This window comes from Rhodococcus sp. P4_F3_2, assembly GCF_056401335.1.
Genome location: NZ_JBFUJN010000005.1, coordinates 99216 through 111084, shown reverse-complemented (window position 1 = coordinate 111084; position 11869 = coordinate 99216). Strand labels below are relative to the sequence as shown.

The following is an 11869-nucleotide window of genomic DNA, read 5'->3' as shown; positions in this document are numbered from 1 at the left end:
CTTGACCTTCCGTCGAATACTTAAATACTATTCAACATAGTATTTAGGTGTAGAGTCGACGGTACCCGAAAGGATTCGAAGGAGGGTTCGCCCGTGAATCGGAGGTGAACGGTCTGGCGCCGCCGTCGATCGGACAGATGTTGACCTGGGACTTCTCGTCCCTGTCGCCTATTGTTCTGCTGGGAGCTGTTCTGGCGCTTTGGTATTGGTGGTCAATGCACCGTGTGCGTGCGCGGGGACGGCTATGGCCCTGGTATCGAACTGCGTGTTTTCTGGCCGGATGCTTGCTGTTGATCGCCGTGACCGGTTCGAAGGTCGAAAGTTACGGGAACGAACTCTTCAGTGTCTGGATGTTCCAACATTTGACGCTCTCGATGGCGATCCCGCCGCTGTGGGTGCTGGGCTCGCCAGGACTGTTGCTACTGCGTTCGACGTCGCATCGAGGTCCCGGGAGAAATGTTCTGGCGCTTGCACTGTCGGCATTGCGCAGCCGTCCGGCACGGTGGATGTTGCACCCCGGGTTCACGATCCCGGTCTTTCTGTTCAGCTACTACGGGATCTACCTGTCGCCGATCTTCGACGCCGTCTCGGGATTGCCGGCCGGACACGTCTTTCTCGAAATCTTCTTTCTCGCCAGCGGTCTGCTCTTCATCATGCCCGTGCTCGCCACCGGACCACTGCCGGTGCGGCAAAGCTATCTCGGCCGGTGTTTCGACCTTTTCGTGGAGATGCCGCTGCACGTGTTCATCGGAGTCGTCCTCATGATGGCGACAAAGCCGCTGCTGACCACGTTCGTGAATCCGCCTCCCGAGTGGGGCGTGGACGTGATGCAGGACCAGCAGTTGGCCGGTGCCCTTGCGTGGTCGTACGGTGAGCCCGTCGCGCTGGTGGTGGTCGTGATCTTCGCGATGCGCTGGAACCGGGACGACAAACGGATGAATGCCGCCCAGGACCGCCGCGCCGAGATCGACGGCGACAGTGATCTGGAGGCATACAACAACTTCCTCAGATCACTGAGCGCCGCCGAGCGGCCGGAGACTCGGTAGACCGGTGGCCCTCAGACGCCGCCGCCGGCGGGTGTCGGCGCCATTGCGTCGGCAGCTGCCGGTGTGTTCATCTCGCGTGCGACAAACGTTTCGAGGTGGAAGAGGTTGTCGCCGGCGCGGTCGACGATGGTGAGAAGTGTTGTCATGCTTGCAACTTCCTCGACCTGCTCCTTGAGGAACCACTGCATGAACTGCTCGCCCAGGTAGTCGCCGGTATCGCGCGCGGTGCGCGCCAACTGCGTGATCTGCTCGGTGACCGTCTTCTCCTGCTCGAGTGCCAATTCGACCGGGGCACGGACGCTGTCGAACTTCGTCACGACGTCGTCGACACCCGGTACGTCCACGTCGAGGTCGTTGTCGAGCAGGTACTGGATCATCATCATCGCGTGACCGCGTTCCTCGGTGGCCTGGCTGTAGAAGCGCGCGGCCATCTGCGGAAGATCGTGTGCATCGAAGTACACCGCTACCGCGATGTACTGCTGCGATGCAGTGAACTCGTTACGGATCTGCTGACGCAGCAGAGTGGTGAATTCGCTCGAGTTCTTCGCCTGTGTCATCCCAACAGATTACTGGGTCGGCGGCACGGACAGGGAGCTACTTGTTGTCGAGCTGATCGATGATGAAGTCGAGAGTTTCCGGCCGGTATCCGTAGACGAACGAGTCCTTTTCGCCGACGTACCAGTCGCCGCACTGAAAAGAACTGCCCTTCTCGACCCCCGTCGGCCACCACTGTGCGGACAGCGATGCCGGACGAGTTTCGACGGTAGGTCGTGCGATGCAGCTGTTGTGATCTATCTCCGTGATGTTCGCAGTCATGCGCAGGATGCGTTCGTTGCCGGTGGTGCGGATGACCTCGTCGATACCCGTCGCGCCGGCGGGAACCCAACTCGGCAGTGTGTCGATTCCGTTGGATGCTTGTGCAAAAGAGAAGGTTTCGGTTTTCTTGTATGCCTTCGACTCGTCGAACTTGTCGAAGGTGCCCGAGCAGGACGTGGCCAGTAAAGCCGCTCCGGCCGAGGCGGCGATGACGGCGGCAGTGCGGAATCGGCGGTGTGCTGTGTTCATACCTTCACGGTATTTTTCCGCCGGCCGTTCCGCGTCCTGCCGGAAAGCGATTTGTTCGCTCGGCCTGTCCTCCCGGGGTACTACCGAAACTCAGGGCAATCACCCCGTGGTGATCAGATCCTGCGGAATCTGCTGATCGTTGGCCAGGGCGTCGAAGAATTGCGAAGCGCGTGCCTTGTCCCACAACAACACGTTGCCCGACCCGTCCACGTCCTCGAAACCGGCGACGGGAACCGTCGTGGTGGTCATCCCGCCGCGAAGCGCCCAGGCGAGTGAGGCCAGATTCCAGATGTGATCGCCCTCGTCGACCTGCAAAGACTTGGCCGTATCGGAGACGAGCGGCCACAACCGGAACGGATTGAGGAACGTACTCGGACTCGTCGCCTTCGACAGCAACGCCGACATGAACTGGCGCTGGTTGTTCATGCGGTCGAGGTCTGCGAGCGCGGTTGCTCGGGTCCGTACGAACCCGAGTGCATCCGAACCCTTCAAGTCTTGGCATCCGGCGGGGAGGTTGATTCCGGCCAGCGGATCGTCGATCGCCTGCGTCAGGCATACATTGACGCCACCGACGGCGTCGACGATGCCGGCGAACCCGCTGAATCCGATCTCGGCATAGTGGTCGATGCGAAGTCCGGTTGCCTCCTCGACGGTCTGCACCAGCAAGGGGGCACCACCGAAAGCGAAGGCGGCGTTGATCTTGTCCGAGCCGTAGCCGGGAATCGGAACGTACGAATCGCGAGGGATGCTGACCATGGTCGTCTTCCCGCTCTTGGGAACGTGGACCAAGATGACCGTGTCAGTGCGCTTGGGGCCGGTGTCACCACCTGTCGCAAGCGCTTGCTCCTGCTCGGGTGTGAGTCCCTCACGACTGTCGGAGCCGACGATGAGCCAGTTCGTGCCCGGAGTATCGGCGACGCGTCCCGCGTAGTCGGGCAGCGCGTCGATTCGATTGAGCGAACTGTCGACGTAATAGACCGCGCCGGCCAGCGCGAGCAGCAAGACCAACAACGTGATGCCGATACGTTTACCCCAGCTGCGACGCTTGCGTGGGCGTCGCTGCTTCGGGGGTTCAGGAGGGCGAGGCGGGGCGTTCGGCGGGGTTCGGCGCGGCGGCGCGGGTGCGTACTTCGCCTGGCGTTGCGGATCCTGACGCGGCGGCCCCTGCCTGCGGGGGTCGTCCTGGAACGGCTGCGGGCGTTGGGTCGGCGCCCAGTCCTCACGCCTGGGTTGCTGCGGCGCTTCTGGTGGGACCTGTGACCAGGCCTGATTGGCCGGATTCTGCTGCGGTGGACGTCCGTCGCGGCGAATGACCGTCGGCCCTTCGGGCGGCATCGGTGGGCGCCGCTGCGGGGGTGGGCCCTGACGGGGTGGCATCGGTCCACGCGGGGGCGGCTGGCGCCGCGGAGGTGGCCCTGGCGGCTGGCGCCGCGGAGGGCGCTGAGGATATTCGGAGTCGCCGGTCACCAGTTCACGGTACCGGTCACGGCAGCCAGGAGACGTGATCGCGCAGGAGGGCGTAACCGATGAACGCCACCATGTCGATGAGCGCGTGGGCGATGATCAGCGGCCACAGCTTGCCGGTGCGCTGCCAGTATCGACCGAACACGAGCCCCATGATCACGTTTCCCACACCGCCGCCGAACCCTTGGTAGAGGTGATAACTACCGCGCAGGAGCGAGGACGCGAGCAGAGATTTGTTCTCGCTCCAGCCGAGTGTTCGGAGGCGAGTGATCAGGTAGGCGACGACCAGTACCTCTTCGGCGCCCGAGTTCGCGATCGCGGACAGTACGAGGATCGGCACCCGCCACCAGTGGTCGTCGAGCGCGCTGGCTTGGACGGTGAGGTTGATGCTCAGTGCCTGAGCGACGAGGTAGAACAAGAGTCCGGGGAGGCCGATCACAGCGGCGAGGCCGAATCCCGGAGCTATGTCGCGACCGAATCGAGGTTTGGGAGTCAGGCCCGCAGCACGTGGACCGATCCCCGAACGCCACAGTAGATAGAGTCCCAGCGCTGCCCACGCGAGAAGCTTTGCAACGCCGAGTAATTGGCGCGCCAGGTCGATCCAGTCGATGGCAGCGCGCGACGGGTTGAGTGCAACCGTCTGATCCGAGAGCGCAACCGGCGTCGCCAAGGATTCGGCGAGCGAAAGGATCCCGGACAATCCGCTGAGCCCGAAGGTGACCAGCAGAACGATAGTGATCTCGATCCGGATTCCGCGTCTGGCGGCGGGATCTAGTTCCGGGTCCGTTCGAACGGGAGACGGCGGCCGTAACCAGGTGCGGACGGTTTCGCGGGCATTCACCCGCGCAACGCTAGCCGTTTGCAGCGCCACCCGATCGGAGGCCGTTGAGGAAAGGGCACCCGACAAGCATTCGGATGGCACGGCTCAGCGCGGGAGCGTCGTCGACGGGGTTGGCGAACGGCATCCACACGTCGCGGTCACCGGTGTGATCCTCGACCCGCAGGCGCAGTCCGTAGCGGTCGATGCCGAGTGGGCGAACGCGTCCGGTGCGCATGTACGGGGGAAGCTTGCGCACGAGCAGGTCCACGAGATCGCGGTGGTCTTCGTCGAGATGCTGCAGCCACGCCGTCTCCATTTCCCAGAAGGGATCGGGGCTGGCGTTCAGCAACTCGTCCACGGCGACGGGCTCTGCCCCCGTCGAGTCGGCGACAACGGCCGAGGCCAGGCTCAGGCGAAGGAGGACCGAGGTGTGGCCGATGTCGAGGAGCCCCGGGTGGGGATGTTCGGATGCGACGTCGTCGGCGAGAACGCGTGCCTCGTAGTCGGGCACGGCGTGCAACGAGCCGCGAAGCCACACGAGGGAGCGCACGGGCTCACGCAGCCGCAGTGGTGCGTGATCGGTGATCTCGAGGACGGCAGGCAGTCCGCCGCCGCCGGAGTTCCAGGCCAGGGCCGCAGCTGCGGAGGCATGTGGGACTGCAACGACGACGTCACCGTTCGAACGCAGGTGATGCACCGACGTGACGGTGGGATCGCTGCCTTCGATGGCGAGAACTGCGTCCTGTGCGCGCACACAGGCGCTGCGGACGCGTTCGGCGGTGGACGGGCCGGTGCTGGTCTTCGTTGCCATGCTGCCCCCTTGGCGGGTGTTCTCTCGAACTCCATCGGATGATGAGGTAACCCTAACCTAAGGCGCTTCGGTGTGAATCGCAAGACTTTTGCGCAACTCGCGTGGAATCCGCCGCCTGCGCCGGGGTTACGGTTTGTCTGTGGCCATTCCTCTTTCACTCGGGCTGCCCGCCCCGAGAAACTCGCGCGGACTCCTCGAAGCACTCTTTCTCCCGGTCGTTCCGGCGTCGGCGCTGATCGGTGGCGAAGCAGCAGGCCGGGTTGTCGTTCGCCTCGATATCGATCCGGAAGAACTGCGCGCGGACACGGATGCGTCGTACGAGGCCGTCCGTTTCGACGTCGACGTCACCACCGACCAGATCGACGACGCGATCGCGCTACGTCTGCCCGCTCCGCTCGCGGTGTACGTCGACGGCGGCGAAGAGGATCTGACACCCGCCGAAGCGGCGCTGCGCCTGTGCGAAGGTGGACGGATCCCCGGACTCGCCGCCGGTCTCGCGCCCACCGAAGTGGCTGATTTCCTGGCGGTGCTCGCGCACGAGTCCGTCGGTTTCGTAGCCCGCGCAGCCGACGGCGACGAGGTGATCGCCCTACTGTGTGGCACCGTCGCTGCACTACGCGGCGACGACGTGCGCGCCGCGATAGTCGATCCGAAGCCCGAAAAACTCGCCGCGCTGATCCCGGAAGCCGCGTCCGCGATGCGCGAGGTGCTGCTCACGATCGAGGTCGCGGATCTGCCTGCGGTGGAAACGGCTCTGCGTGCCGCGGGTTTGCAGTGACCGGCGTGGGTCGATGCGTAATCTTTTAGGCGTGCCAAGAATCGCGTATTTCGGTCCGTCGGGAACCTTCACGGAGATAGCTCTCGCCCAGTTGGAGGCTGAGGGCGCGTTCGGCGAAACCGTCGAGCGAGTACCGGCCGGCAGTCCGCCGGCGACTCTCGACATGGTTCGCGACGGTTCCGTGGACGGGGCCGTAGTTCCCTTCGAGAACTCGGTGGAAGGCGGCGTAGCGCCGACGCTCGATTCACTCGCTCTCGGTTCGCCCCTGCAGATCGTTGCCGAAACCGATCTGGACGTGAGTTTCTCCATCCTGGTTCGCGCGGGGACCACCGCCGACCAGGTCCGCACGATCGGGGCCTATCCGCATGCGGGCGCACAGGTCCGCGGATGGATCGCCGAGAACCTGCCCCAGGCCGAGGTGGTGTTGGCCTCGTCCAACGCCGGTGCGGCGCTGGACGTGCAGGCCGGAACGGTCGACGCCGGTGTCTCCACGGCTTTGGCCGGTCAGATGCTCGGACTCGACAGCCTGGCGGACAACGTCGCCGATGTGGGCGGCGCCCGTACACGCTTCGTGCTGGTCACCAAGCCGGCTCCGGTTCCCGAACGGACCGGTGCCGATCGGACCGCGCTGGTGCTTCACCTCGACAACGCTCCCGGCTCCCTGGTGCGCGCACTCTCCGAATTCGCCGCTCGCGGTATCGATCTGACTCGGATCGAATCACGTCCGATGCGAACGGAATTGGGTACGTACCGGTTCTTCGTGGACTGCGTCGGACACGTCGAGGACTCGCTGGTGGCCGAGGCGATGCGTGCACTGCATCGCAAATCCGGAGTCCGCTTCCTGGGGTCGTGGGCGACAGCGAATTCGACCGGGCCACAACCTCCTTCGGACGAAGAAGCGATTCGGTGGATCGACCAGCTCAAGCATGGAGGGGGAGAACGATGACCGGAAGGCTCATCCTCGTTCGGCACGGTCAGACGGAGGCGAATGTCGCCAAACGTCTCGACACCGCTCTGCCCGGAGCAAAGCTCACGCCGGAAGGGTTGGCGCAGGCCGAGACGTTGGGCATCGGTCTGGCTTCGGCGCCTCCTCTGGCGCTCGTATCGTCCTTGGCTTTGCGTGCCCGGCAGACCGCAGGTTTTGTGGAGCAGGCCGCCGGCGTATCCCTGGATGTGCGGGACGGACTGCACGAGGTCCAGGCCGGTGACCTCGAGGATCGCACCGACGAGGCCGCGCACCGACTGTTCATGGAGACGTTCCATCACTGGCACACCGGCAACCTCGGCGCTCGCATTCCCGGCGGTGAAACGGGATACGACGTCCTGGAACGGTACGTCCCCGTCGTCAATGCGCTGCGCGAAGAATTTCTCGAAGGCTCACGAGACGGCGGCGACATCGTCGTGGTGAGTCATGGTGCTGCGATTCGTCTTGTCGCCGCCCAGCTTGCCGGTGTCCCCGGACTGTTCGCAGCCAACAACCACTTGGCCAACACCGAGACCGTCGAACTGTTGCCCTCAGCTGATGGCGGCTGGGAGTGCCTACGCTGGGGAGCCGTCAACCCGCCGTTCGAGCACCGACTCATCCCCGGCGCCGACGACGTGATGGGCTGACGGACTGCTTCACCACCAACCGGTCTGGACGCTCAGTTGGCGCCCGAGTTCAGCGGAAAGTGTGCTCACGTAGCTGGCTGTCAGGTGGTGGGAATCGTGATACACCAACACATTTCCCTCTACGACGCGGCACAACTCCGGTCCGCACACACCGTCGCTGAGATCGAGTAGGCGGACGTTGGTCAGATCGGCAATTGCCGACGGCGCCGGATTGACGTCGCTGAGCATTTCGGACCGTGGCATCGCGCAGTGATCGGGTGACGTGGTTGTCGCCAGACAGTCGATCGCGCGGTAGGCGACGCCGTCGTGGTGCAGCCAGGGGGTATCGCGAATGGCGAGTACGTCGATACCGTCGCGCTCCAGTTCCTGCCATACGTGAACGTACGATTCGGGCGTCACGTCACCAGGGCCGTCGGAACTCGGCCTGGTTGCCGTCGTGAACACGAAATCGGGTGAGGCGTCGGCCAACTCGGTCAGCACTCCACGCGACCAGTCGACACAATCCGGATAGTCGTTGTCCGACAACGTCTGCATGGAGTCGACGGTGAGCGGGCAGCCCATCTTCAGATACGTGTCGACGCGGAACCCGTGACTCTTGCCGAGTTCGTCGAGCGCAGTGAGCCAGTGCTCGGAGTGCGAACCACCCGCGAGCGCGATGGTTCTGTCTGCATCGGCGTCGCCATAGGTGCAGTGGACGACGTCCCGCTCGAGAAAATCGGCGATACAGCCGTCGAGCGTGCTGGCCGGAAGGTCCAGTGGCGCATCGAAGATCGAGGGAACCATCGACGCCTTGGGTACTTCGGCACCGTCGGTGAGCGCGAGTGCGCCGGGATGGGTCGGGAGGTCGAGGGTGTCGACCGCCCGCTGGCCCGTCGTCTGGCTGCTCGCGTACGACTGCCAGGCGACCGAAGCGGCGAGGACCGCGGCAGCGGTGACGACGCATGCCAGGACGGTATACCGGCGCGAGCGGCCTCCGCGCTCCACCGGAACCTCGACCAGGCGCCGGAGTGCAAGCGCCCCCGCGACGGAGAGGGCGATGATCAGTGCCCCGCCGAGCAGGCCGGCTTCGGGGCGTCCGGAGATCACGAGTGCAAACACCAGAATCGGCCAGTGAATCAGGTACAGCGCGAATGCGAACGAGCCGAGCCACGTCAGTGCCGGATGGGCGAGCGTCTTCGACGTCCAAGGTGTGTCGTCGCCGACTCCGGACAGTATCAACGCAAGAGTGGCCAGCACCGGTACCAGCGCCCACGGGCCGGGGAACTGCTGGGCGCCGTCGAGCACTATGCCGCACAACAGGATCGACGAAAGCCCCGCCCAGCCGATCGTCGCTCTGACCGAGAACGGCAGGGATGCGATCTGCCGACTGCGCGTGCTGGTCATCAGAACGGCCAGCAGACCACCGAGGGCCAATTCCCACAACCTGGCGCCGGAGTCGTAGTACGCCCAGGCTTGGTGACGCGAAGATTTGGCGAGTGCGTAGAGAAAAGATCCTGCGGTCAGAACCAGAAGGGTGACCGCGAGTGACGGGCGGAAATAGTTGGGATTCACGCGTGAAGCCACATAAGCGATCACGGAGACGAGTGCGATGGCCAGGAGATAGAACTGACCTTGCACGGCCATCGACCACAGGTGCTGCAGGGGAGTGACCGAGCCGTCGGCGGCCAGGTAGTCGCTTGCGGTGCTGGCGAGCTGCCAGTTCTGGAAGAACCCGAGCACCGCGATCAGTTGATCGCCCAGATCGGCCCAGCGTGTGCGTGGCAGCAGCAACGCGGTCCCCAGTGCGGTCAAAATGCTGACCACCGCGATCAGGGGGAACAGCCGCAGAAACACCCGCCGCAGTGCCGGGACCGGGTTGAGTGAACCCCCGGCTTCGGCGCGTCGAACCAGTGAGCCGACGAAGAAGTATCCGGACAGAACCAGGAAGACGTCCACCCCGCCCGATACCCGTCCGAACCACACGTGGAATACGACCACCAAACCGATGGCGAGGCCACGCAGTCCGTTCAGGTCTTGTCGGTGCGGTGTTGTTGCCCGTACTTCGTTCGGCCGGTCGATCGTGGCGACCGAGCCTTGTTCGCCCGGTGACGACGGTTGACGCGAGAACTGCATGCTGAAGTAAGGCTCCGGGCGTTGAAGGGACGCCCCGAGGTTACCCGGAAGTCTCCGGCGTCGATTCCTCGAGTTCGGTTACCAGCGCGTTCACGGCTTGTCGCAGGCGATGGAGTGTTCCGGAACTGATGGACGTCCACTCGGTGCCGTCGGCAGCCCGAGTAGTCGAACCCACGAGCCGGCCGGCCAAGGTGTCGTACACAGTCACTGCGCCGGTCATGAGCGTCGTCGCTCCCAAACTGTGTGGTATTCCAACCAATTCGGCGAAGGCGGTGCATGTGACGATTGCGCTACCCAGTTGGCGCGCGTCGTCTTCGGGTATCCCGGCGTTGATCAAGGCCGAGGTCACGCTGTCTGCATCCGGGCCGGCGCCGAATGCCAGGCTGAGCATCTCGGTCGGTGCGTTGATCACGGCAATCGGCATTGCTTCGGCGCTGCCGAGCGCGGTGACAACGGGTGCAGCTGGTTCGGCGGTGACGCTGCACAATGCGAACGAAGAATCGGTTGAAGTTGCTTCGACGCAAAGGAACTCGCCCTGTGCGACGCAGAGACGTGAAATCCTTCCACCGACATGCCGACGCAGCGCCAACTCCCACTTGGGGTGGGTCAGGACGCGCAGGCGGGCACTGAGTTCGTGATGGATCTCCCCGCCGGGGAGGAGATCGCGCTCGGAGAGCGAATCTGCCGCGGACTGCATCGCCGTATGGTGAGCGCTCGCACTGGCGTGAACCGTCGCGCCACCGAGAACCACGGGAAGCGCATCGAGCCCGAGTCGCTCACGTACATAGTCGATTTCGTCCTGTGAGAGGGCGACGACAGGCAAATTCCACCCATCAGGTGAGGTGCCGAGGTCCACCATCAACGCTCTGCAGTTTCGAGTGCGCCACCGATCACGGACGGGATGACTGTTCGGCCGTCGGCGAAGTGCTCGAAGTGCTTCAGATAATCAGGTGTGTCGTGCTCGGTCTCGTCTTCAGATTGGGCCGCATGACGGCCGCCGGCGATCGGCGCAGATCCGCCTGCGGTTCGGGCCGGATCCACTTTGACGGTATCGACGGTGCCCTGAACCGGCGAGGTCACGGGGTTCTGGCGCGCGGCGCTCTGGCCGGTGGAGGGATCCGGAAGAGCGTGCCGGCCGGTGCTGCTGCTCGACGACGAGCCCGCGAATGCTCCGGCTCCGGTGGTCGCGGAAGCTGCGCTGACCTGTGCCGTTGCCCGACTTGCCGAGGGGGCGCCGAACAGTGATGGTGTGGAAGCGCCGAGTCTCGCGCCGCCGAGTCCTGCGCCACCGAGCCCTGCGCCGCCCAGTCCGGTGAGTCCTGCTCCGGCCGTCGCGAGAGTTGATGCGGCAGTGGTGGCGCCCGTGACGGCGGTGGTCGCGGCACTGACGGCGGCCGACGCTCCACCGGAGATGGCACCGGCCTGTGAGGCAGCGGCGGCAAATACCGGGTTGGAAGCTACGGATGCGACAGCAGCGGTTGCGGCGCGCACGGGATCCGCGATTACGTCAGCGAGCGTTGATGCCGCTTGCACGACGGACTGTCGTGCGGCGTTGCCTGGGCTTTCGGCCGAAGCGGATGCCCCAGCTGTGGGTTCCGCGATGGACGGTGGTGAGTCGAAGTTCTGCTGCACGGCCAGATGCGTCGTTGCGGCGTCGTACGTTTCCATCGTCACCGCCGCTCGAATTTTGAGAGCTTCTTCGGCAGCCTCGGCGGCAGCGGCACCGCCGACCAGGGCCCCACCGATGGAGTACGCGGCGACCTTGGCCGCTTGAACCGCCGCGATCTCCGCCAGGGACGGCATGGCCAGGGTGGCGACGGTGTAGGAACCGAACTGCACTTGGGCTTTACCAGCGGTTTCTCCCGCGAGCAGCGCGGCCGAGGCAGCCCATTCCTGGAACGGTGCGAACTTGCTCAACGCGGCATCCGCGGCTTCTCCTGACCACCCGGTGCGAAGGTCCGCCATCACGCGAGAGATGGACGCAGCGGTGTCGGTCAGTCCGGACGACACGGTGGACCAGGCCCCGGCCGCCACACCGAGAGGGACCGGCCCGGCCCCGGCGACCAGTGCTGCAGAGTTGGGTGCTGCGCCCCGTGGATACCAGATGACGCCGGTGATGCCGACCATTGTTCTTCCCCCCAGGAAGTGTGACTGTGTTGCCG

General features: G+C 64.7%; 12 protein-coding genes. 4 read left to right on the top strand and 8 right to left on the bottom strand.

What is annotated here, in order from left to right; translation table 11 throughout:
• Positions 1-104: 104 nt before the first annotated feature.
• A complete protein-coding gene (locus AC1DWA_RS06855; protein ID WP_283310317.1) occupies positions 105-1046 on the top strand; it encodes a cytochrome c oxidase assembly protein in 942 nt (313 codons plus the stop codon).
• A gap of 11 nt (positions 1047-1057) precedes the next feature.
• Here the strand turns inward: AC1DWA_RS06855 and AC1DWA_RS06850 are convergent, their stop codons facing one another.
• The 5 genes from AC1DWA_RS06850 to AC1DWA_RS06830 all read right to left on the bottom strand — a co-directional run bounded on the left by AC1DWA_RS06850 (position 1058) and on the right by AC1DWA_RS06830 (position 5206).
• Positions 1058-1603 (bottom strand): ferritin, encoded by a 546-nt coding sequence (locus AC1DWA_RS06850; RefSeq protein ID WP_020905744.1) that lies wholly within the window; start codon positions 1601-1603, stop codon positions 1058-1060.
• A gap of 37 nt (positions 1604-1640) precedes the next feature.
• Entirely contained in the window at positions 1641-2111 is a 471-nt protein-coding gene (locus AC1DWA_RS06845) for a hypothetical protein (RefSeq protein WP_019746380.1), read from the bottom strand.
• A gap of 99 nt (positions 2112-2210) precedes the next feature.
• Entirely contained in the window at positions 2211-3446 is a 1236-nt protein-coding gene (locus AC1DWA_RS06840) for an LCP family glycopolymer transferase (RefSeq protein ID WP_020968096.1), read from the bottom strand.
• A gap of 148 nt (positions 3447-3594) precedes the next feature.
• On the bottom strand, positions 3595-4416 hold the full coding sequence (locus AC1DWA_RS06835) for a CPBP family intramembrane glutamic endopeptidase (RefSeq protein ID WP_020905746.1): 822 nt from the start codon (positions 4414-4416) through the stop codon (positions 3595-3597).
• Between the two features lie 10 nt (positions 4417-4426).
• Complete coding sequence (locus AC1DWA_RS06830) at positions 4427-5206, bottom strand: DUF2470 domain-containing protein (protein WP_019746383.1); 780 nt, start codon at positions 5204-5206, stop codon at positions 4427-4429.
• A gap of 139 nt (positions 5207-5345) precedes the next feature.
• Between AC1DWA_RS06830 and AC1DWA_RS06825 the strand changes: the two genes are divergently transcribed.
• The 3 genes from AC1DWA_RS06825 to AC1DWA_RS06815 are packed head-to-tail and all read left to right on the top strand — an operon-like array spanning position 5346 to position 7595.
• Positions 5346-5984 (top strand): hypothetical protein, encoded by a 639-nt coding sequence (locus AC1DWA_RS06825; RefSeq protein WP_046377726.1) that lies wholly within the window; start codon positions 5346-5348, stop codon positions 5982-5984.
• Between the two features lie 13 nt (positions 5985-5997).
• Positions 5998-6930: a prephenate dehydratase gene (pheA, locus tag AC1DWA_RS06820; RefSeq protein WP_029254189.1), complete on the top strand. Its 933-nt coding sequence runs from the start codon at positions 5998-6000 to the stop codon at positions 6928-6930.
• Positions 6927-7595 carry a histidine phosphatase family protein gene (locus AC1DWA_RS06815; protein ID WP_019746386.1) on the top strand — a complete coding sequence of 223 codons (669 nt, stop codon included), beginning with the start codon at positions 6927-6929 and terminating at the stop codon, positions 7593-7595. Before pheA ends, AC1DWA_RS06815 begins: the two co-directional genes overlap by 4 nt.
• Positions 7596-7604: 9 nt before the next feature.
• Here AC1DWA_RS06815 and AC1DWA_RS06810 read toward each other — a convergent pair whose 3' ends face one another.
• Genes AC1DWA_RS06810 through AC1DWA_RS06800 form a run of 3 tightly spaced genes read right to left on the bottom strand, consistent with a single transcriptional unit; the run spans position 7605 to position 11834 of the window.
• Positions 7605-9707, bottom strand: a complete 2103-nt coding sequence (locus AC1DWA_RS06810; protein ID WP_477846175.1) for an acyltransferase family protein — start codon at positions 9705-9707, stop codon at positions 7605-7607.
• Between the two features lie 40 nt (positions 9708-9747).
• Positions 9748-10566 (bottom strand): ESX secretion-associated protein EspG, encoded by an 819-nt coding sequence (locus tag AC1DWA_RS06805; protein ID WP_020905749.1) that lies wholly within the window; start codon positions 10564-10566, stop codon positions 9748-9750.
• Positions 10566-11834 carry a PPE domain-containing protein gene (locus AC1DWA_RS06800; RefSeq protein WP_477846174.1) on the bottom strand — a complete coding sequence of 423 codons (1269 nt, stop codon included), beginning with the start codon at positions 11832-11834 and terminating at the stop codon, positions 10566-10568. Before AC1DWA_RS06800 ends, AC1DWA_RS06805 begins: the two co-directional genes overlap by 1 nt.
• Between the last annotated feature and the right edge of the window lie 35 nt (positions 11835-11869).

What these genes read in the sequence shown, in the direction of transcription:
- AC1DWA_RS06805 (WP_020905749.1), bottom strand. Translation starts at nt 10,566, where the DNA reads ATGGTGGACCTCGGCACCTCACCTGATGGGTGGAATTTGCCTGTCGTC.
- pheA (WP_029254189.1), top strand. Translation starts at nt 5,998, where the DNA reads ATGCGTAATCTTTTAGGCGTGCCAAGAATCGCGTATTTCGGTCCGTCG.
- AC1DWA_RS06810 (WP_477846175.1), bottom strand. Translation starts at nt 9,707, where the DNA reads ATGCAGTTCTCGCGTCAACCGTCGTCACCGGGCGAACAAGGCTCGGTC.
- AC1DWA_RS06830 (WP_019746383.1), bottom strand. Translation starts at nt 5,206, where the DNA reads ATGGCAACGAAGACCAGCACCGGCCCGTCCACCGCCGAACGCGTCCGC.
- AC1DWA_RS06800 (WP_477846174.1), bottom strand. Translation starts at nt 11,834, where the DNA reads ATGGTCGGCATCACCGGCGTCATCTGGTATCCACGGGGCGCAGCACCC.
- AC1DWA_RS06840 (WP_020968096.1), bottom strand. Translation starts at nt 3,446, where the DNA reads ATGCCGCCCGAAGGGCCGACGGTCATTCGCCGCGACGGACGTCCACCG.
- AC1DWA_RS06850 (WP_020905744.1), bottom strand. Translation starts at nt 1,603, where the DNA reads ATGACACAGGCGAAGAACTCGAGCGAATTCACCACTCTGCTGCGTCAG.
- AC1DWA_RS06815 (WP_019746386.1), top strand. Translation starts at nt 6,927, where the DNA reads ATGACCGGAAGGCTCATCCTCGTTCGGCACGGTCAGACGGAGGCGAAT.
- AC1DWA_RS06845 (WP_019746380.1), bottom strand. Translation starts at nt 2,111, where the DNA reads ATGAACACAGCACACCGCCGATTCCGCACTGCCGCCGTCATCGCCGCC.